This window comes from Nonomuraea sp. NPDC050783, assembly GCF_040802095.1.
GTDB lineage: Bacteria > Actinomycetota > Actinomycetes > Streptosporangiales > Streptosporangiaceae > Nonomuraea.
The window spans coordinates 264,993-286,422 of sequence record NZ_JBFAHK010000003.1 but is presented as its reverse complement, the minus strand read 5'-3'; the positions used below and the strand labels follow the sequence as shown (position 1 = coordinate 286,422).

General features: G+C 73.4%; 13 protein-coding genes. 11 read left to right on the top strand and 2 right to left on the bottom strand.

Annotated features, from left to right (window positions below):
- The first annotated feature begins 24 nt into the window (after positions 1-24).
- The 4 genes from trpC (at position 25) to AB0H75_RS09415 (ending at position 7,198) form a co-directional block, all read left to right on the top strand.
- A complete protein-coding gene (trpC, locus tag AB0H75_RS09430; protein WP_367793108.1) occupies positions 25-864 on the top strand; it encodes an indole-3-glycerol phosphate synthase TrpC in 840 nt (279 codons plus the stop codon).
- A 38-nt stretch (positions 865-902) separates the two neighbouring features.
- Entirely contained in the window at positions 903-2,108 is a 1,206-nt protein-coding gene (gene trpB / locus AB0H75_RS09425; protein ID WP_367794201.1) for a tryptophan synthase subunit beta, read from the top strand.
- Between the two features lie 70 nt (positions 2,109-2,178).
- Positions 2,179-2,973 carry a tryptophan synthase subunit alpha gene (trpA, locus tag AB0H75_RS09420; RefSeq protein WP_367793105.1) on the top strand — a complete coding sequence of 265 codons (795 nt, stop codon included), beginning with the start codon at positions 2,179-2,181 and terminating at the stop codon, positions 2,971-2,973.
- Positions 2,974-3,379: 406 nt separating this feature from the next.
- On the top strand, positions 3,380-7,198 hold the full coding sequence (locus AB0H75_RS09415; RefSeq protein WP_367793102.1) for an endo-alpha-N-acetylgalactosaminidase family protein: 3,819 nt from the start codon (positions 3,380-3,382) through the stop codon (positions 7,196-7,198).
- On the opposite strand, the gene AB0H75_RS09410 is transcribed toward AB0H75_RS09415, so the two are convergent.
- A complete protein-coding gene (locus tag AB0H75_RS09410; protein ID WP_367793099.1) occupies positions 7,185-7,850 on the bottom strand; it encodes a VC0807 family protein in 666 nt (221 codons plus the stop codon). The two genes, AB0H75_RS09415 and AB0H75_RS09410, sit on opposite strands and share 14 nt — an antisense overlap.
- 195 nt (positions 7,851-8,045) lie before the next feature.
- On the opposite strand from AB0H75_RS09410, the gene AB0H75_RS09405 reads away from it, so the two are divergent.
- The 6 genes from AB0H75_RS09405 to AB0H75_RS09380 all read left to right on the top strand — a co-directional run bounded on the left by AB0H75_RS09405 (position 8,046) and on the right by AB0H75_RS09380 (position 14,861).
- The gene (locus AB0H75_RS09405) at positions 8,046-8,540 is read left to right on the top strand and encodes a MauE/DoxX family redox-associated membrane protein (protein ID WP_367793096.1); all 495 of its coding nucleotides are present in this window, start codon (positions 8,046-8,048) and stop codon (positions 8,538-8,540) included.
- Entirely contained in the window at positions 8,537-9,295 is a 759-nt protein-coding gene (locus AB0H75_RS09400; RefSeq protein ID WP_367793093.1) for a DsbA family protein, read from the top strand. The genes AB0H75_RS09405 and AB0H75_RS09400 overlap by 4 nt, the downstream gene beginning before the upstream one ends.
- 110 nt (positions 9,296-9,405) lie before the next feature.
- Positions 9,406-10,551, top strand: a complete 1,146-nt coding sequence (lgt, locus tag AB0H75_RS09395; protein ID WP_367793090.1) for a prolipoprotein diacylglyceryl transferase — start codon at positions 9,406-9,408, stop codon at positions 10,549-10,551.
- Positions 10,548-11,252, top strand: a complete 705-nt coding sequence (locus AB0H75_RS09390) for a VIT1/CCC1 transporter family protein (RefSeq protein WP_367793087.1) — start codon at positions 10,548-10,550, stop codon at positions 11,250-11,252. Before lgt ends, AB0H75_RS09390 begins: the two co-directional genes overlap by 4 nt.
- Before the next feature lie 2,228 nt (positions 11,253-13,480).
- Positions 13,481-14,188: a hypothetical protein gene (locus AB0H75_RS09385; RefSeq protein ID WP_367793084.1), complete on the top strand. Its 708-nt coding sequence runs from the start codon at positions 13,481-13,483 to the stop codon at positions 14,186-14,188.
- A gap of 100 nt (positions 14,189-14,288) precedes the next feature.
- On the top strand, positions 14,289-14,861 hold the full coding sequence (locus AB0H75_RS09380) for a hypothetical protein (RefSeq protein ID WP_367793081.1): 573 nt from the start codon (positions 14,289-14,291) through the stop codon (positions 14,859-14,861).
- Between the two features lie 39 nt (positions 14,862-14,900).
- Here AB0H75_RS09380 and AB0H75_RS09375 read toward each other — a convergent pair whose 3' ends face one another.
- Positions 14,901-16,616 (bottom strand): bis-aminopropyl spermidine synthase family protein, encoded by a 1,716-nt coding sequence (locus AB0H75_RS09375; protein WP_367793078.1) that lies wholly within the window; start codon positions 16,614-16,616, stop codon positions 14,901-14,903.
- A gap of 296 nt (positions 16,617-16,912) precedes the next feature.
- On the opposite strand from AB0H75_RS09375, the gene gltB reads away from it, so the two are divergent.
- Positions 16,913-21,418, top strand: a complete 4,506-nt coding sequence (gltB, locus tag AB0H75_RS09370; protein ID WP_367793075.1) for a glutamate synthase large subunit — start codon at positions 16,913-16,915, stop codon at positions 21,416-21,418.
- Positions 21,419-21,430: the final 12 nt, after the last annotated feature.

The window sequence follows — 21,430 nt, the reverse complement described above, 5'->3', positions numbered from 1 at the left end:
TCGATCCGGAGGGACCCCAAGCGCGTGAGTGAGCGGACGGAAGGGCCGAGCGTCCTCGACGACATCCTCGACGGGGTGCGCGCCGACCTCGCGGCACGCCAGCAGGCCGTGTCCATGGACGAGCTCAAGCGGAGGGCCGAGCGGGCACAGCCGCCCAGGGACGCGATGGCCGCCCTCGGGGGCGACAAGGTGTCGGTGATCGCCGAGGTCAAGCGCTCCAGCCCGTCCAAGGGCGCGCTGGCCGCGATCGCCGACCCCGCCGCGCTGGCGGCCGACTACGAAGCGGGCGGCGCCCACGTCATCAGCGTGCTGACCGAGCAACGCAAGTTCGGCGGCAGCCTCGACGACCTGGCCGCGGTGCGCGCCCGGGTCGACATCCCGATCCTGCGCAAAGACTTCATCCTGACCTCCTACCAGCTCTGGGAGGCCCGGGCGCACGGCGCCGACCTGGCCCTGCTCATGGTCGTCTGCCTGGAGCAGGAGGCCCTGGTCTCGCTCATCGAGCGGGCCGAGTCGATCGGGCTCACGCCGCTGGTCGAGGTGCACACCGAGGAGGAGCTCGACCGGGCGGTCGCCGCCGGGGCACGGGTCATCGGGATCAACGCCCGCAATCTCAAGACACTCGAGGTCGACCGCGAGGTCTTCACGAAGCTCGCGCCGAAGATCCCCGATAATGTGATCAAGATTGCCGAGTCGGGCGTGCGCGGCCCGCACGACCTGCTCGCCTACGCCCGCAACGGCGCCGACGCCGTTCTGGTGGGGGAGAGCCTGGTCACCGGCAAGGACCCGCGCAAGGCCGTGGAGGCTCTGGTGACCGCCGGCGCCCACCCGTCGACGCGCCCCGACCACTCAGCAGAGGGATAGCAGTGGCAAACGAAGGCACCATCCTGACCGCCGCCGACCTGGCGGGCAACGCCGCGCACGGCAACGATCCCGACGTCCACGGCAAGTTCGGCATCTTCGGCGGCCGGTTCGTGCCCGAGGCGCTGATCCCGGCCCTCGACGAGGTCGCCTCGGTCTACGAGAAGGCCAAGAACGACGCTGAGTTCATCCGCGAGTTCGACCACCTGCTGCGCACCTACGCGGGCCGGCCCACCACGCTGACCGAGGTGCCGCGCTTCGCCGAGCAGGCCGGCGGGGCCAGGATCGTGCTCAAGCGCGAGGACCTCACCCACACCGGCGCCCACAAGATCAACAACGTGCTGGGCCAGGCCCTGCTCACCAAGCGGCTGGGCAAGAAGCGGGTGATCGCCGAGACCGGCGCCGGCCAGCACGGCGTGGCCACCGCCACCGCCGCGGCCCTGCTCGGCCTGGAGTGCGTCATCTACATGGGCGCGGTCGACTGCGAGCGCCAAGCGCTCAACGTGGCCAGGATGAAGCTGCTCGGCGCCAAGGTAGTGCCGGTCACCAACGGCTCCCAGACCCTCAAGGACGCCATCAACGAGGCCTTCCGCGACTGGGTCACCAACGTCGACACCACCCACTACCTGTTCGGCACCATCGCGGGCCCGCACCCGTTCCCCGAGATCGTGCGCGACTTCGCCCGCATCATCGGCGTCGAGGCCCGCCGCCAGATCCTGGAGCTGACCGGCCGGCTGCCCGACGCGGTGTGCGCGGCGGTCGGCGGCGGCAGCAACGCCATCGGCATCTTCCACGCCTTCATCGGCGACCAGGACGTCCAGCTCCACGGCTACGAAGCCGCCGGGCGCGGCCTGGAGAGCGGCGAGCACGCGCTCACGCTCACCGCCGGCACGGTCGGCGTGCTGCACGGCTCGCGCACGTACGTGCTGCAGGACGACGAGGGCCAGACCATCGAGTCGCACTCGATCTCGGCCGGCCTCGACTACCCGGGCGTCGGCCCCGAGCACGCCTGGCTCAAGGACTCCGGCCGGGCCGTCTACCACGGCATCACCGACGACGCGGCCATGCAGGCGTTCTCGCTGCTGGCCCGCACCGAGGGCATCATCCCCGCCATCGAGTCCTCCCACGCCCTGGCGGGCGCGCTGGAGCTGGGCCGCGAGCTCGGCCCCGAGGCGACCATCCTGGTCAACCTCTCCGGGCGCGGCGACAAGGACATGGGCACGGCGATGAAATACTTCAACCTCTGACGAGTCGCCCTCCCGGCGCGGGCCCGCGCCGGAGCATCATGGTGGGACTCGACCTTCGGAACGGACAGACATGACGACTCTTCAGACGGTGTTCGCCAAGGCCAAGGCGGACAACAGGGCCGCGCTCATCGGCTACCTGCCCGCGGGCTTCCCGTCCAAGGACGGTGCCGTCGCCGCGGCCGCGGCCCTGGTGGAGGCCGGTTGCGACGTCATCGAGATCGGCCTGCCCTACTCCGACCCGCTCATGGACGGGCCGACGATCCAGGACGCCGTGCACCGGTCGCTGACCAACGGCACCCGCATCGCCGACGTGCTGCGCACCGTCGAAGGGGTCGCCGCCACCGGCGCGGCCACGCTCGTCATGACCTACTGGAACCCGGTCGACCGCTACGGCGCCGAGCGCTTCGCCCGCGCCCTGGCCGACGCGGGCGGGGCGGGCACGATCACGCCCGACCTGACGCCCGAGGAGTCCGAGCCGTGGCGGGCCGCCTCGGCCGCCGCCGGCATCGACACCGTGTTCCTGGTCGCGCCCAGCTCCACCGAGGAGCGCATCAAGGCGGTCGTCGACTGCTGCACCGGCTTCGTGTACGCGGCCTCGCTCATGGGCGTCACGGGCGCCCGCGAGACCGTCAACGTCGCCGCCGAGGGCCTGGTCGAGCGCACCCGGGCGCACACCGACCTGCCGGTGTGCGTCGGCCTCGGGGTCGGCACCGGGGCGCAGGCGGCCGAGGTCGCCTCCTACGCCGACGGGGTGATCGTGGGGTCGGCGTTCATCCGGCGGCTGCTGGACGCCCCTGACGAGGCGGCGGGGCGGGAGTCCTGCGCCGCGCTGGCCCGCGACATGGCGCGGGGCGTGCGGCGCTGACCTGGCGCGGGGCGTGTGGCGCTGACCTGGCGCGGGGCTTACGGCGCTGACCTGGCGCCGGACGGAGCGCGGTTCCTCTCGCTGAGGGCCGCGCTTTACCGTTTTCTGCGGAAATTTGTGAATATGGCGGGTAAGTGCATGGCGGGGGCGGCCGGGCGGGGCGATGATCGGGGCTCCCGAGCGGTGTGACGCATGATCCGGAGGGACTCCTATGCGTCCAGGTCCCGTCATCCTCGCAGCAGCCCTCGCCCTCACCCTCACGACCCCGGCCACGGCCACGGTGGCAGGGGCTCAAGGCGAGCGGGCCCGGCCGGACCAGACCCGGTCGGACCTGGCCCAGCCAGATCGAGTCCGGCCGGATCAGGCCCGAGCGGACCAGGCCCGGTCCGATCCGGCCTCGTCCGCCGTGGGGAGCGCGCCGGAACCGGGGGCCACGTCCCAGCCCACGCCGACGTACGAGCTGCCCTCGCCCGAGCCGGCGCCGACCGGGCCGCCGCCGCCCAGCCCGACCACGCAGAACCTGCCGCCCGCGCCCGCCCGCGTGGCCGAGCCGGTCGTGATCGCGTCGGCGGCGCTGCGCGTCGAGCTGGACCCGGCCTTCCCCCGCGTCCTCGGCTACACCGACCGGGCCACCGGCGCCACCCTGGGCGGCGGCACGGCGGTGCCCTCCGTGGTGCTCAACGGCGAGCCGCGTACCGCCCAGGTGAGGCTGACCGGCCACGACGGCGCCACCGCCCGCTACCGGCTGACCTTCCCCGACCTGCCCGGCGTCGCGCTGGCGGCCTCCCTGGGGGTCCGGGGCCGGGTGACGACGTTCCGGATCGACGAGGTGGCCGACACCGCCGCCTTCCGCGTCGGCACGATCGACCTGCCCGGCCACGACCTGGTGTCGGTCTCCAGCGCGCAGCCCGGCGCGGCCACCGCCTTCACCAGGCTCGACCCCAACGCCACCCGAACCGCCGACGTCCTGGCCCCGGTCACCGCGGGCACCGCGCCCGACAGCGCCCCGGTCGGGGCGTCGTACGCCATCGTCAGCACCGCCCGCCTGGCCGCCGCCGTGGAGACCAACTCCAGCTACGACCGCCCCTCGGGCGTCACCGACCGCGACGCCGCCCGGCTCTGGCACCAGGCCAGGAAGGACGGCTCCGGCGCGGTCACCGTCGCCGTGTGGAGCGGCCAGTGGACGCACCGGGCGGCCGGCGCGCCGTTCACCGAGGAGCCGCCCTGGGCCAAGGTGGTGCTCACCCCCGACGCCAACGGCGACGGCGCCGTGGACTGGCAGGACGGCGCGATCGCCTTCCGCGGCATCGAGATCAGGCCGCCCGGCGCGGAGCGCACCAAGGACCGGGTGGCGGCGCACATCCCGTTCAACTTCTCCAGCCAGGCCACGCACCCGTTCCTGCGCACGCTGGACGACGTCAAGCGGATCTCCCTGGCCACCGACGGCCTCGGCCAGCTCGCGCTGCTCAAGGGTTACCAGTCCGAGGGCCACGACTCGGCCCACCCCGACTACGGCGGGAACTACAACCGCCGCGCGGGCGGCCTGGCGGACCTGAACACGCTGCTCAGGGCCGGCCGCGCCTGGAACGCCGAGTTCGGCGCGCACGTCAACGCCACCGAGGCCTACCCGGAGGCCCGCTCCTTCAGCGAGCAACTGGTCGATCCGGCCGCCAAGGGCTGGAACTGGCTGGACCAGGCGTACCTGATCGACCAGCGCGGCGACCTCACCCGCGGCACCCTCGCCGGCCGCTTCGAGCGGCTGCGCCGCGAGACGGACCGCAACCTGGCCGTGCTGTACGTGGACGTGTACCGGCCGTTCGGCTGGGTGGCCGACCGCATGCTGGCCGAGCTGCGCGCCCAGGGCTGGCAGGTGGCCACCGAGTGGTCGGACAAGCTGGAGCGCGCGTCGCTGTGGTCGCACTGGGCCAACGACCTCGGCTACGGCGGCGTCACCAACAAGGGGCTGAACTCGCAGATCATCCGCTTCATCCGCAACCACGAGAAGGACGTCTGGAACCCGCACCCCATCCTCGGCAACGCCCGCATCGTCGAGTTCGAGGGCTGGCAGGCGCGCAACGACTTCACCGCCTTCCTCCGCAACGTCTGGGAAAACAACCTGCCGGCCAAGTTCCTCCAGCACCACGAGATCATGCGCTGGGGCGCCGACGAGATCGTCTTCACCGGCGGCGTACGCGGCACGTACCGGGACGGACGGCGGGAGCTGTTCGCGGGCGGGCACAAGGTGCTCTCCGGGGACGCGTACCTGCTGCCGTGGGGCGGCAAGTACTACCACTACAACGCCGCCGGCGGCGACACGACCTGGGACGCCGACCGGCCAATGAGCGTCTACCGGCTCACCGACCAGGGCCGGGTCCCGGCGGGCACGGCCGTCCCGTCCGGCGGGCGGATCACGCTGCGGGCGGAGCCGGGCGTGGCGTACGTGCTCTACCCCCGCGTGCCCGGCCCCGGCAGGGCGCCCGCGCAGGCCGACCCCGGATGGGGGCAGGGCAGCGGGGTGCGCGACCCCGGCTTCAACTCCGACCGGCTCGCCGGATGGCGGACGAGCGGCCCCGTCCGGGCCGCGCGGGACGAGCTCGGCCGCCGGTTCGCGGTGCTCGGCGGCGGCCCCGAGGCGCGGCTGGAGCAGCGGCTGACCGGCCTGAGGCCCGGCCGGGCCTACACCGCCTCCGCCTTCGTCGAGATCGAGCCGGGACGCGCCCGCGCCACCACGCTGTCCGCCGGCGGGTCCGGCGTCACCGTCGAGCGCTCCACGGCCAGGAACTACATCGCCTCCGACGACAAGCACGACACCTTCTTCCAGCGGGTCGCGGCGACCTTCACCGCGACCGGCACGTCCGCCACGCTGCGGATCGCGGCCGCGGCGGGCGACGGGGACGTGCGGGTGGACGACGTGCGGCTGACGCCGGGCGGCCCGCCCGTCCCGGTCGAGACGTTCGAGTCGGACGATCCCGGGTGGGGGCCGTTCGTGAAGGGCGACGCGGGCGGGTCGTTCGACGCGCGCACGCACCGCTCGCAGCGGCACGAGCCGTACACGCAGGCCGGGTGGCGCGGCAAGGCGGTGGACGACGTGCTGAACGGCGACTGGTCGCTCAAGGCGCACGAGGAGCGCCAGGGGCTCATCTACCGCACGCTGCCGCAGACCGCCCGGTTCGCGCCCGGCCGGGCCTACGAGGTGTCCTTCTCCTACCAGAACGCGCAGGCCGGCACCTACCAGTGGGTCACCGGCTACGACACCGGCCCCGGCACCAGCGTGGAGACCCGGCGTACCGACCTGCCCGAGCAGCGGGCCACGGCCGCCTTCACCGAGCGGGTGGTGGGCGGCTGCGGCGAGGTGTGGGTCGGGCTGCGCTCGCTGCGCCCCGAGCAGCCCGGCGCCGACTTCGTCCTGGACGACTTCGCCGTCACCGACCTCGGGCCCGCCCAGGACGCGCCCGCCTGCGGGACGCTGGAGGTGACGCCCGGCGTGCCCGCCTTCGAGCAGGGCGCCGCCAACGAGGTCACCACCGTCCTCACCAACCTGGAGGACGCCGCGGCCGAGGACGTCCGGGTGACGTTGCAGGCGCCCGACGGCTGGACGGTGACCGGGGACGGCACCGGCACGGCCGGCCCCGGCGCCACGCTCACCACCGTCTGGCAGGTCACCCCGCCGGCCGACGCGCCCCACGGCACGTACGAGCTGAAGGCCACCGCCGTCTACACCGTCGCGGGCACCCCGAGGACGCTGACGGCCACGGCCCGCGTCCAGACGCTGCCGCCGCCGCCCCGGGCCGACGCCTACGCCTCCGACCTGCCGTGGGTCAGCGCCGACAACGGCTGGGGGCCGGTCGAGCGCGACCGGTCCAACGGCGACACCGGCGAGGCCGACGGCGGACCGATCGTCATCGGCGGGCGGAGCTTCGCCAAGGGGCTCGGCACGCACGCGCCCGCCCGCGTCCGCTACTTCCTGGGCGGGCACTGCACGGCCCTGCGGGCCTTCGTCGGCGTGGACGACGTGCAGGCCACGCGGGGGTCGGTGCGGTTCGCGGTGCTGGCCGACGGGGCCGAGCGGGCCGGCAGCCCGGTGCTGAGGGCCGCGGACGGGGCGTACGAGCTGGTGGCCGACCTGTCCGGCGCCCGGTACGCGGACCTGGTGGCCGAGGACGGCGGTGACGGCAACGGCAACGACCACGCCGACTGGGGCGAGGCCCGCTTCACGTGCTCGTGACGGGCGCGCCCCGCTCGCGGAGGGGGGCGTACAGCGGGGACCAGCGGCTGTAGAGCCCGCTGGGCACCAGGTAGACGTTGATGGCGACCTGCATGAGCACCAGCCACCCGACGTACTGGGCCGCGCCCAGCCCCGGCACGGCGTCCACCGGCAGCGTGTACGCCATCACCACCCGCACCGCGGCGTCCACCAGCAGCCCCATGCCGTAGATCACCGTCACCACCCGCCAGATCCTGCGGAAGGGCGGCAGCCGCTCCCACAACACGTCCCACGGCTCGCGGTGCGGCCCGACCCGGCCCTCCAGGACGAAACGGGTGAACACGAACGCCAGCGGCCGCGGCCCGCGCGCGGTCGACAGGAACCACAGCCCCGCCACCGCCATGAACCAGCCGTCCTTGGCCAGCAGGAAGCGTACGTCGTGGACGAAGGCCGAGATCAGGGCACTGGCCAGGATCATGGCCGTCATGAAGAGGGCCAGCCGGTCGGGACGGCGCCCGCGCGCCAGGTCGGCGACCACGCTCAGCCCGGGGACGAGCGAGCTGATCACCAGCGCCCGGTGCTCCTCCAGGCCCCAGACGGAACGCAGCCCGTAGTAGAAGCCGATCGGCAGGGCGATGTCCACCGCCAGGGCGAGAAGCCCTCTTACTCGCATGAGTAATTTCTACCTTAACCCAGTAAAAACGGCCAACATCCCAGGCGGGGGCGGGAAAACTGGCTTAAGCGGCGCTTATCCCGGGCGTGGTCCGATGGAGTCCCGGTACTGTGCGCAGGTCCGGCGCAGAGAAAGAGGAGATGACCCGTGGACGCGTCACTATCGTCACCGAGCGCGAGGTTGCCGATACCCTGGGTGACGACCGCCGCCCGGCTGGTGCTGGGCGGAGTGCTGATCGCGGCAGGCGCGCTCAAGATCGGCAACCCGTCCGACTCGGTCGTGGCGGTCAAGGCTTACCAGCTGCTGCCCGACTCGGTCGCCGTCGCGGTGGGCTACGCCCTGCCGATCCTGGAGATCGTCGTCGGCGTGCTGCTGGTGGTCGGTCTGCTGACCAGGGTGGCCGCCGCGATCGCGGCGCTGCTCATGCTCGCGTTCGTGTTCGGCATCGCCTGGGCGTGGGCGCACGGCCTGCGGATCGACTGCGGCTGCTTCGGCGGCGGCGGGCAGCTCGGGGTGGGGCAGGAGCCGACCTACCTGCTCGACATCCTGCGCGACTTCGGCCTGACGCTGCTCGGCGCCTGGACGGTCCGCTTCCCGCCGGGCCGCTTCGCGCTCGACGGCGCTCTCGGCCTCGGGGGCGACGGTGCCGACGACGACTTCGACGACCATGACGTGGAGGACCAGGGATGAGCAAGGGCGAGCGGACGACGACCCGCAGCGCGCGCGAGAAGATCAGGGAGCAGCAGGCCGCCGCCCGCGCCCGCGACCGGCGCAAGCGCGTCGTCACCTACGTCACGGCCGGGGTGGTCGCCGTCGCCGCCGTGGGCGCCGGCTGGTGGTACGCCGCCAGCACGTCCAAGCCGGAGGAGGCCGCGGCCGGCCTCGCGCCGGTCACCGTGCAGCCCGATGGCAGCGTGGTCATGGCCAAGAGCGGCGTCGAGAAGCCGGTGCTCGACGTCTACGAGGACTTCCAGTGCCCGGCCTGCAAGGAGGCCGAGCGGGTGAGCGGCCAGACCATCAAGAACCTCGCCGCCGAGGGCAAGGCCAAGGTCGTCTTCCACCCCATCACGATCTTCTCCCAGGAGCCCACCCGCTCCAACTCCCTGCGCGCGGCCAACGCGGCCCGCTGCGTCACCGACGGCAAGCAGTGGGTGGCCCTGCACGACCTGCTCTACCAGAACCAGCCGCCCGAGAACGAGGAGGGCTTCACCAACAGCCAGCTCCTGCAGTGGGGCAAGACCGCCGGGGTGAACGCGGCCGGCTTCGAGCAGTGCGTCACCTCGGGCAAGAACGTCCAGGCGCACCAGTCGTACAGCCAGAAGATCCTGGACGGGCAGAAGCTGACCCACACGCCGACGCTGAAGCTGAACGGCGCGGAAGTGGACAATGCGGTGGTGTTCAGCCCCTCGGAGCTGCGCGATGCGGTGACGAAGGCGGCCAAGTAGCCGCGCTTCCGCTACCCTCACCTGACATGCCCCTAGCCTCGATTCCCAGCCCTTCCCAGGGGGTCTGGTACCTCGGGATCATCCCGATCCGAGCGTATGCACTGTGCATCGTGCTCGGCGTCATCGTCGCCGTCTGGCTGAGCGAGCGCCGCTGGCGCGCGCGTGGCGGCCAGAAGGGGACGATCATTGACATCGCGGTCCCCGCGGTCATCTTCGGCCTGATCGGCGGCCGGCTCTACCACGTCATCACCGACTGGCAGACCTACTTCGGCAGCCGCGCGGTCAAGGAGCCCTACCGGGCGCTGTTCATCTGGGAGGGCGGCCTCGGCATCTGGGGCGCGATCGCGCTCGGCGCGCTCGGCGTCTGGCTGGCCGCCCGACGCCGCGGCCTGTCCATGAGCGCCCTGGCCGACACCATCGCGCCCGGCATCGCCTTCGCGCAGGCCATCGGCCGCTGGGGCAACTGGTTCAACCAGGAGCTGTACGGCGGCCCGACCACGCTGCCGTGGGGCCTGGAGATCGACATCGACCACGGCGGCGAGCCCGGCGTCCTCTACCACCCGACCTTCCTGTACGAGTCGATCTGGGACGTCCTGCTCGGCTTCGCCCTCATCCTGGTGGGCCGCCGCCTCCAGCTCCGCCACGGGCGGCTGTTCGCCCTCTACGTGGCGGGCTACACGCTCGGCCGCTTCTGGATCGAGGGGCTGCGCATCGACCCGGTCGGCGGGGTGGACCACGCGGTGACCTTCCTGGGGCTGCGGATCAACCAGTGGACGTCGATCGTGTTGTTCGTCGGTGCGCTGATCTACTTCTGGGCGACCAGGAACAAGGAGGGCACGGAGGTCGTCGTGCCGCCGTCCGCCGACACCGACCCGGCCCACGAATCCGACCAGGCCGACCCCGGCTCCACGGACGACCCGCTCGCCTCCGACGCCGCCCCGGCCCGTACCGAGGCGACCGACGACACCGGAGACCCGGCCGGGGGCCACACCGCCCCCGCGGCGGACGATCCTCCGGCGGACGGTCCTACGCCGGACGGTCCTACGCCGGACAGGCCCGCGACGGCCTCCGGCTCGGGGACGGACGATCCTCCGGCGGCCACCGACCCCGCCCATGCCGCCGTTCCCTCCTCGTCCCCGTCCTCCTCGGGGCTCGCCGACACCCAGGAAGTGGCCGGGACCCAGGCGGCCAGGACGGCGGACGAGCCCGGGGAGGGCACCGGGAGCGACGTCCCCAAGGAGACGAACTCCCGATGAGCGAGAGCGCGGAGGCCCACCACCGGCATCGCGACGTCACGGGCGGCTGGCTACGGCCCTCGGTGTTCGGCGCGATGGACGGCCTGGTGTCCAACTTCGCGCTCATCGCGGGGGTCGCGGGCGGCACCGCCAACTCCCGGGTCATCGCCCTCAGCGGCGTCGCCGGCCTGGCCGCCGGGGCGCTGTCGATGGCGGGCGGCGAGTACGTGTCGGTGGCCAGCCAGCGGGAGCTGGCCCAGGCCGAGATCGCCGTCGAGCGGCGCGAGCTGCGCCGCCACCCCGAGGCGGAGCAGGACGAGCTCGCCCAGACCTTCGTCGACCGGGGCGTGGACCGGACGCTGGCCGCCGAGGTGGCCCGGCAGATCTCCCGCAACCCCGAACGGGCTCTGGAGGTCCACACCGCCAACGAGCTGGGCGTCACGCCCGGGGGTCTGCCGTCGCCGCTGGTGGCGGCCGTGTCGTCGTTCCTGTCGTTCGGGGTGGGGGCGGTGCTGCCGCTGCTGCCGTACGTGCTGGGGAGCCGGGAGCTGACGGTCTCGGCGGTGGTCTCGTGTGCGGCGTTGTTCGCGGCGGGCGCTATCGTGTCGGCCGTGACGGCGCGAAGCTGGTGGTATTCGGGGCTGAGGCAGCTCGTGGTGGGAGCGGTGGCGGCCGCGGTCACCTTCGGGCTGGGCCATCTGATCGGGGCGGCGGGCCTGTGATGGCCCGCAGGAGAGCGGGCTCCCGCGCGAAGGACGGCCGCCCGGACCCGGACACCCCCTACCCGGGCCCCATGTCCGCGGACGCGGCCTTCCCCGCCCCGGCCTCCCCCGACAATCCCCGCCCAGCCACCCCCGACCACCCGAACACCCCGTACCGGGACCCCGGCTACCAGGGCGCCGGGGACCCCGGCTACCAGGGCGCCGCCGGTTACCCGAACGCCGCTGCCCCCACCGGCAGCGGCCACCCGCCACCCGGCCCTTACGGAAGCGGCCCGACGAGCGGCGCGTACCCCGCCCCGGACCTGAACGGCCGCAGCCCCGCGAGCGGCGCCCAGCCCCCCTCCGGGGGATACGCCCCTGGCGGACCCGGGGGCGCGCACAGCTCCACCGGCGAGCACAGCCCGACCGGCGGGTACGGCTCGACCGGCGAGTACGGCTCCACCGGCGGTTACAGCTCCACTGGCGAGTACGGCTCCACTGGCGAGTACGGCTCGACCGGCGGCTACAGCTCGACCGGCGAATACGGCTCCACCGGCGGCTACGGCTCGACCGGCGAGTACGGCAGCCCGAGCCCGGCGAGCGGCGCGCAGGGCGCCGGCACGGGGTACGGCGGCGACCCCGGCCCGTCCGCCGCCGCGGCCCCGTCCTACGACGACGGCCAGCCGGAAGGCACGCCCCGGGCCGGCCGGTCACGACGTGCCCGCTCGTCCGGCAGCAGGCGCGCAGGCGCCCGCGCCGAGGGAAGCGGCTGGAACCCGTTCCACCCGTCCGAGGGCACGGACGCCTCCGGCCGGCCCACCGCGCGCCCGGACGGCGGCGACCACCGACCACCGCCCGACACGAACAGCGGACACCACCGCTCCCCGGACGCCCCACTCGGCGGCCACCACACATCGGACGCTCCTGGCGGCGGCGGCCGCCGTGCGTCGGATGGCTCCGGTGGCGGCGGCCACCGCACGCCGGACGCTCCTGGCGGTGGCGGTCGTCGTACGCCGGACGGGTTCGGTGACGGTCATCGTGTGCCGGACATTCCCGGCGGCGGGGGTCGTGCGTCGGACGGTCCTGGCGGCGGCCGTCGTCCGTCGGACGGCTTCGGTGGTGGCGATCACCGTGGGAACAGCGGCCCCGGTGGCGGTGGTCACCGGGTATCAGGCGGTCCTGATGGCGGTGGACGTCGTGCGTCGGGTGGCTCCACCGGCAGTGGTCGCCGCGGGACGGGCGGTTCCGCCGGTGGTGGTCACCGGGCACTGGCTGGGGCTGACGACGGCGGCTGGGCGGTGGTCACCGGCCCCGGTGCGTCGTCCATCGGCCCTGGCGTGTCGTCCGGTCCCGGCATGTCGTCCACCGGCCCTGATGCGTCGTCCACCGGCCCCGGCGCACTGTTCACCGGCCCAGGCGCGTCGCCTGCTGGTTCCGGGGGCTGGGCGGTCGATGGTCCTGGTGCGTCGTTCGGCGGTCCTGGCGGTGACCTGACGGGTGATGGCCCCCGTGCGTCGTTCCGAGGTGCCGGTGCCGGTGCCGGTGGCGGGGCGGCCGGCGGCTCTGGGGGCGGGGACCGGGGGCCGGGCGCGGGGAGCGGTGACGTCCAGGCTGAAGAGGCCGGCCGGGGCCGGCGGGGCAAGGGGCTCCTCGGCCGGGGCAAGCGGGCGAAGGACGTCCGTGACGACGACGGTGGCGATGAGGCGAGGGGCGATTTCTTCGCGGAGGACCGGGTAGCGGCGGAAAGCTTCGCCCCCGACAGCCTGGCGGCGCTGGCGGGCGAGGACGCGACGGCGCACGGCACCGCCCCGGGCGGTACGGACCCCGGCGGCCTTGCGGCACGAGGCAGGACGGCAGCCGGACGGACCCGATCGCGGGGCGACGCGAGCCAGGAGACCCCGGCCGGGCCGCGCTCTCGGGGCGACGCGAGCCGGGAGTTCCCGGCCGGGCCGCGCTCTCAGGGCGACACGAGTCAGGAGTTTTCGGCCGGGCCACGCTCTCGGCGCGACGCGAGCCAGGAGCTCCCGGCCGGGCCGCGCTCTCAGGGCGCCGGGAGCCGGAGGAAGCCAGGCGGGGCGCGGTCGTCGGATGACGAGGGCTGGGCGGCGGCGGGCGCGGACCGGTCGCCGGGTGACGAGGAGGCGGAGGCGGCGGGCGGGTCGCGGAAGCGGCGGCGTACCCCGCCGTCGGACTGGCAGTTCCCCCTGCTCACCGCCTTGGGCCTCCGCCCCCGGCAGCAGAAGCTGATCGTGATCGTCGCGTCGGTCCTCGGCCTCCTGGCCGCGGTGGCCGGCGTGGCGGTCGTCGCCACCTCGATCGGCGCCTACACGCCGGAGCGCGAGTCCGGCGCGGCCGTGCTGGGGCCGGACACGGCGTTGCCGCTGGTGTTCCGGGGGTGGAACTCGCCCAAGCTGTTCGACCCCCTGGCCGACCGGGCCAAGGACGGCAAGGCGCTCACCGAGAAGGAGGTGTTCGGGCAGAGCGAGCTGGCGGTCACCAAGAGGCTCAAGCTGAAGCTCGTGGCCAAGAAGCTCGACGCCGACTGCTCGGCCGCCCTGTGGGGCGAGCGCCTCACCGAGCAGGTCGCGGACGCCGGATGCGCCCAGGCCGCCCGCGGCCTCTACGTCAGCTCCGACGGCCGCTACGTCGGCCAGTACACGCTGCTCAACCTCAAGGACGGCCAGTCGGCCACCGAGCTGGTCAACTCCCTGCGCACCCTCTACCGGGGCGGCTGGACGCGCCCGCTGGCCTCGTCCAAGGGCGCTTTCCCGGCGGGCGGCTACTCCGAGGCCGGCGGCTACGCCCTCGGCCACTACGTCGGCCTGGTGTGGCTCGGCCGCGTCGACGGCGCCGAGCCGGGGGCCAAGGACGACTACGTCTCGCTCACGCTGGCCATGCGCGGCGCGGAGAAGGCCGTCTACCGCCGGGTCGTGTCCATCACGGGGCCGTCCTCCTGATGTCCGCCCGCCCCGAACCCGTACGTGCCCTGTGTCCCGTGTGTCATGTCGTCATCGTCGTCGCGAGCAGGAGGGCGGCCGGATGATGTCCCGTCGCGTCGTGATTCCCGTCGTGGTCGCCAACGTGCTGGTCATCGCCGCGGTCTGCTGGCTGTGGCTGCGCCGGGACGACCCGAGGCCCGCCTCGTTCCACGGCGAGTCGACGTCCGCCTTCTACGCGGCCGTGGACACCCGGGAGAAGGACCGGGCGCCGTTGACCTCGCAGGAGGTCTTCACCGCCGCCGGACAGGCGCTGGGCGCCATGCGGCGGGAGGAGGCGCGCGAGTTCGCCGACTGCGACGAGGTCCTGTGGGGTGTCTCGGCCGCCGGGTGCACGCAGGCGCTGCGGGCCACCTACCGGGGTGGCGCGCTGGCGGGGCAGTTCGTCATCTTCAACCTCAGCGACGGGCGGGCGGCCGACGCGCTGGTGGCGGCGCTGGGCAGGGACGGGTTCGTGCGGCAGGGCGTCCTGTTCGACGCGGTGGCCAGCCGGGCGCAGGCCCGCGCGCTCGGCCACTACGTGACGGTGAGCTGGGCCGGCGGGGCGGCGCACGAGCAGGAGCTGGCGGCGGCGCTGGTCGCGCTGGACGGGATCGGGCACGTGGTGCAGAGCCGCATCGTCGCCGCGACCTGAGCACCGGCCAAGCCGGGAGCCCGGGCCGGGGAGGGTGGGTCAGGGCGACGGCGTGGGGAGGGTGGCGACGGTGGTCGCGATCGCGTCGGGCAGGGACTCCAGGCGGTGGAGCGGGGCGTCCAGGGGCGTGAGGTCGTCGGCCCAGGGGGCGGCCTCGCGGATCAGGGCGCGGGCCTCGTTCTTGGTGAGGGCCGAGCCCTGGGCGCGGGCCAGCGCGATGAGGGCCTCGCGCCAGGTGTTGGCCAGCTTGGCGTGGCCGTTGTCGAGAACGCGGCGCAGCACCGCGGGGGCGCCGCCGTCCGGCTGCGGCAGGCGTACGGCGTCGAGGACGCCGGAGCCGGCGCTCAGCTCGTAGACGGCGGCCAGCACGCCGGGCAGGGACGGCGGGACGGCGCCCAGCACGCGGACGCGCGAGGCGCGGGTGGCCAGCAGGAGGCGGGGGAGCGCGGGCTCCAGGCCGGGCGGCACGGCGATCGCCACCCGCTCCGCCGCGGCGGCGTACGGCTTGGCGAGCCAGGTGGACAGCTTGACCCGGGCCTGGCGCGGGCCCTTGGGCCAGTCGCCGACCAGGAGGTCGGGGTCGAAGTCCGGCGGGAGGGCCGGCGGGGCGCCGTTCGCGGCGGCGGCCGGGGCGGATTCGACGGACTGCGGGCCCTGGGTGTAGATGGCGGTGGTCAGCCGGCTCAGGCGCGCGGCCGCGGCCGGGCGGGCCTTGGAGGTGGGGCGCAGGACGTACAGGTCGGCGGCGGAGCCGATGGCCTCGGCGCCGATGTAGCGGTTGAAGTCGGGGTGGATGGCCTCGTAGGCGAGGTTGAGCTCCGCCAGGGCCTGCTGCACCTTGTACGCCAGCATCGGCGTGCGCTCGCTGGCCCCGTACGCCACCAGCACCCGCCCGTCGTCCTTCAGCCCCTCCACGGCACGGGCCGCGAACAGGCCGACGCCCTCCGGCGTGTACGGCGGGTCGGTGAACGCCAGGTCGTGCCCGTGGACGGAGGCGGGCAGGCCGAGCCGCAGGTCGGCCCAGTACGTGCGGACGCCGAGGTCCTGGGCGTCGATGTAGGCCAGGACGCGCTCGTCCACGTCCACCACCGTGACGTCGGTCTCGGGGTGGACGAGCTTGACCGCCAGCGAGGTGAGGTCGTGGTCGCCGACGCACAGCAGGCGGGCGCCCGGGAGCCAGAAGCGGGCGCCGAGCAGGAGCGCGCGCCGCAGCGCCGTCTCCGGGGTGGCCGAGACGTGGTCGAGGGTGTGGCGGGCGCGCGGGGCGCCTGCGACGAGCCGGGTCAGCCGGTCGAGGGCGTCGGGGTAATGGGGGACGAGGTGGGCCACCGGGTCCTCGGGCGGCGGCGCCACGGCCAGGAGGTCCTGGTAGGCGGGGGTGCCGGTCGGCGGGACGCGGAAGCGGCCGGCGCCCCGGTGTTCGGAGCCCCGGTGTTCGGCGTCCCGGTGTTCGGCGTCCCGGTGTTCGAGGTGCAGCTCGCGCAGCAGGGCCTCGATCGTGCGCCGGGAGGTCGCGGTGGCCCTGATCAGGTCGGCGAGGGTCCACCAGCGGCCGTCGCACAGCAGCGCCAGGGCGTGCCGCAGCCGCCGGCTGTCGGCCCCGGCCGCCTCCAGCAGCCGCTCCAGCCCACCCCGCCCGGCCACCTCATCGCGCCCGGCCGCCTCACCCAGCCCGGCCGCATCATCGCGCCCGGCCGTCTCGCCTCGCCCGGCGACCTCGTCCTGCTCAGCCGCCGTCGTCCCGTCATGCCGCATGGGGCAACCCTATCGAGGGCCGCCCCGGCCTCCCGCGCCCCAGCGCCGGCCGCGGATCGGGCAAAATCGCTCCTCATGGCGTAAAAGGCCGCCCAGAGCGGGAATTTCCCGTCCGGCATCCGAAGTTTGAGATGATGAGTTCGGATGCCGGGACAGTCGCAATGTTCGCAATGCGGACGCGGCGGGCACCATTCCGACATGGTGCGGTAACCTCTACCCACGATACGCAGCAGGGCCAACGTCGTCCCCGCCTGTAAGTGCAGTTCGAGACAGACGATGACGACGGGAGGGATTACATGCCTGCTGCCCACCTCGGGTTCCCCGAGCCCCAGGGCCTTTACCACCCCGCCAACGAGCACGACGCCTGCGGTGTCGCCATGGTTGCCGACGTCGCGGGACGCCGGGGGCACGGGATCGTGGTCAAGGCGCTGACGGCGCTGTGCAATCTTGATCATCGGGGGGCCAAGGGTAGCGAGCCGGACACCGGGGACGGTGCCGGCATCCTCACGCAGGTTCCCGATGCGTTCTTCCGGGCCGTGGTGCCGTTCACCCTGCCCGCCGCCGGCGCGTATGCCGCCGGCATGGCCTTCCTGCCGAGCGACGAGCAGGCCCGCGGCGTCGCCGTGCGGCTGATCGAGGAGATCGCCGCGGAGGAGGGCCTGACCGTGCTCGGCTGGCGCGAGACGCCGGTCGACCGCGCGCTGCCGGGCCCGAGCGCCCGCGCCGTCATGCCGCACTTCGCCCAGCTGTTCGTCGCGAGCCCCGACGGGCTGGAGGGGCTGGAGCTGGACCGGCTGGCGTTCTGCCTGCGCAAGCGGGCCGAGCACGAGGCGGACGTCTACTTCCCCTCGCTGTCGGCGCGCACGATCGTCTACAAGGGCATGCTCACGCCCGACCAGGTCGAGCCGTTCTTCCCCGACCTGAGCGACGAGCGCTACGAGACCGCGATCGCGCTGGTGCACTCGCGGTTCTCGACCAACACCTTCCCGAGCTGGCCGCTGGCCCACCCGTACCGCTACATCGCCCACAACGGCGAGATCAACACGGTCAAGGGCAACCGCAACTGGATGCGCGCCCGCGAGGCCATGCTGGCCTCCCCGCACATCCCCGGCGACATCTCGCGCCTGTTCCCCATCTGCGACCCCGACGGCAGCGACACCGCCAGCTTCGACGAGGCGCTGGAACTGCTGCACATCGGCGGCCGCAGCCTGCCGCACGCCGTGCTGATGATGATCCCGGAGGCGTGGGAGAACCACACCGAGATGGACCCGGCCCGCCGGGCCTTCTACGAGTTCCACTCCTCGATGATGGAGGCCTGGGACGGCCCCGCCTCGATCACCTTCACCGACGGCACCGTGGCCGGCGCCGTGCTCGACCGCAACGGCCTGCGCCCCGGCCGCTTCTGGGTGACCGCCGACGGCCTGGTCGTGCTGGCCTCCGAGGCCGGCGTCCTGGACATCGCGCCCGAGGACGTCGTGCGCAAGGGCCGCCTGCAGCCCGGCCGGATGTTCCTCATCGACACCGCCCGCGGCAAGATCATCGAGGACGACGAGATCAAGGCCGAGCTGGCCGCCGAGCTCCCGTACGCCGACTGGCTGCACGCCGGCCTGGTCCGCTTCGAGGAGCTGCCGTCCCGCGAGCGCGAGCCCCTCACCCACGAGGCGCTGGTCAAGCGGCAGCAGACCTTCGGCTACACCGAGGAGGAGCTGCGCGTCATCCTGTCGCCGATGGCCAAGGCGGGCCAGGAGCCGATCGGCTCCATGGGCACCGACACGCCGGTGGCGGTCCTGAGCGAGAAGCCGCGGCTGCTGTTCGACTACTTCACGCAGCTGTTCGCGCAGGTCACCAACCCGCCGCTGGACGCCATCCGCGAGGAGCTGGTCACCTCCCTGGCCAGCACCATCGGCCCCGAGGGCAACCTGCTCGACCCGGGCCCGGCCTCGTGCCGCCAGCTCGTGCTGCCGTACCCGGTGATCGACAACGACGAGCTCGCCAAGATCATCCACATCAACGACGAGCACGACCTGCCCGGCTTCCAGCCGCACGTCATCAGCGGCCTGTACGAGGTCGCCGGCGGCGGCCAGGCCCTGCTGCGCCGCCTGGAGGAGATCCGGGCCGAGGCGTCGCGGGCGATCGCGGGCGGCGCGCGCATCCTGGTGCTGACCGACCGGGGCTCCTCCGACACGCTGGCCCCGATCCCGTCGCTGCTGCTGACCGGCGCGGTGCACCACCACCTGATCCAGGAGAAGACCCGCACCAAGATCGGCCTGGTCGTGGAGACCGGCGAGGCCCGCGAGTGCCACCACATGGCGCTGCTCATCGGCTACGGCGCCGGCGCGATCAACCCGTACCTCGCGATCGAGACCGTCGAGGACCTGGTCGACACCGGTGCCCTGCAGCTCGACAAGCGCAAGGCCGTGCGCAACCTCATCAAGGCCTACGGCAAGGGCGTCATCAAGGTCATGTCCAAGATGGGCGTGTCCACGGTGGCCTCCTACACCGGCGCGCAGATCTTCGAGGCGCTCGGCCTGAGCCAGGAGGTCATCGACTCCTGCTTCACCGGCACCACCTCGCGCCTCGGCGGCGTCGGCTTCGACGTGCTGGCCGAGGAGGTCGCGCAGCGGCACCGCCACGCCTACCCGCGGGTGGAGAACGCCCACCGCAGGCTCCAGGTCGGCGGCGAGTACCAGTGGCGGCGCGAGGGCGAGCCGCACCTGTTCAACCCCGAGACCGTCTTCAAGCTCCAGCACGCCACCCGCACGCGCCGCTACGAGATCTTCAAGGAGTACACGAACCTCGTGGACTCCCAGGCCGAGCGGCTCATGACGCTGCGCGGCCTGTTCAAGCTGCGCAAGGGCAACCCGATCCCGATCGAGGAGGTCGAGCCGGTCTCCGAGATCGTCAAGCGGTTCTCCACCGGCGCGATGTCGTACGGCTCGATCTCGATGGAGGCGCACGAGACGCTCGCCATCGCCATGAACCGGCTGGGCGGCAAGTCCAACACCGGCGAGGGCGGCGAGGACCCCGAGCGGCTCTACGACCCGGCCCGCCGCTCGGCGATCAAGCAGGTGGCCTCCGGCCGCTTCGGCGTCACCAGCGAGTACCTGGTCAACGCCGACGACCTGCAGATCAAGATGGCCCAGGGCGCCAAGCCCGGCGAGGGCGGCCAGCTGCCCGGCCACAAGGTCTACCCGTGGATCGCCAAGACCCGGCACTCCACGCCCGGCGTCGGCCTCATCTCGCCGCCGCCGCACCACGACATCTACTCGATCGAGGACCTGGCCCAGCTCATCCACGACCTGAAGAACTCCAACCCGCAGGCCCGCGTCCACGTGAAGCTGGTCGCCGAGGTCGGGGTCGGGACGGTCGCGGCGGGCGTGTCCAAGGCGCACGCCGACGTGGTGCTCATCTCCGGCCACGACGGCGGCACCGGCGCCTCCCCGCTGACCTCGCTCAAGCACGCCGGCGCGCCGTGGGAGCTGGGCCTGGCCGAGACCCAGCAGACGCTGCTGCTCAACGACCTGCGCGACCGCATCGTCGTCCAGGTGGACGGCCAGCTCAAGACCGGCCGCGACGTCGTCATCGCCGCGCTGCTCGGCGCCGAGGAGTACGGCTTCGCCACCGCGCCCCTCGTCGTCAGCGGCTGCGTGATGATGCGGGTCTGCCACCTCGACACCTGCCCGGTGGGCGTCGCCACGCAGAACCCCGAGCTGCGCAAGCGCTTCACCGGCAAGCCCGAGTTCGTGGTCAACTTCTTCGAGTTCATCGCCGAGGAGATCCGCGAGTACCTGGCCGAGCTGGGTTTCCGCTCGCTGGACGAGGCCATCGGGCACGTCGAGATGCTCGACACCGCCGCCGCCGAGGAGCACTGGAAGGCCGCCGGCCTGGACCTGTCGCCGATCCTGCACCGGCCGGAGCTGCCCCAGGGCACCGCGCTGCGCCGGGTCGTCGGCCAGGACCACGGCCTGGAGCACGCGCTGGACAACACCCTCATCCAGCTCGCCGAGGGCGCGCTGGACAACGGCACCCCGGTCACGCTGGAGCTGCCCATCCGCAACGTGAACCGCACGGTCGGCACCATGCTCGGCTACCAGGTCACCAAGCGGTACGGCGGCAAGGGCCTGCCCGACAACACCATCGACATCTCCTTCACCGGCTCGGCGGGCAACTCGTTCGGCGCGTTCGTGCCGCGCGGCATCACGCTGCGGCTGACCGGCGACGCCAACGACTACCTCGGCAAGGGCCTGTCGGGCGGCCGCATCACCCTGCGCCCGCACGCCGAGGCCCCGCTGGACGGCGACATCATCGCCGGCAACGTCGCCCTGTACGGGGCCACCTCCGGCGAGGTGTTCATCCGCGGCGTCGTCGGCGAGCGGTTCTGCGTGCGCAACTCCGGCGCCACGGCCGTCGTCGAGGGCGTGGGCGACCACGGCTGCGAGTACATGACCGGCGGCCGGGCGGTCGTGCTCGGCCCCACCGGGCGCAACTTCGCGGCCGGCATGTCGGGCGGCATCGCCTACCTGCTGGACCTCCGGCAGGAGCGGGTCAACCGCGAGATGGTCGCCGTCGAGGAGCTGTCCGCGGCGGACGCCGAGTTCCTCAAGGACGTCGTGGAGAAGCACTTCGCGGAGACCGGCTCGCCGGTGGCCAAGGAGCTGCTGGCCGACTGGGACGCGGCGCTCGGCAGGTTCAGCAAGATCATGCCGACCGACTACAAGCGGGTGCTGGCCGCCGCCGAGGCCGCCCGCATCGAAGGCAGGAACGTCGACGAGGCCGTCATGGCGGCCGCGGTCCAGGGTTAAGGGAGGCGTAAC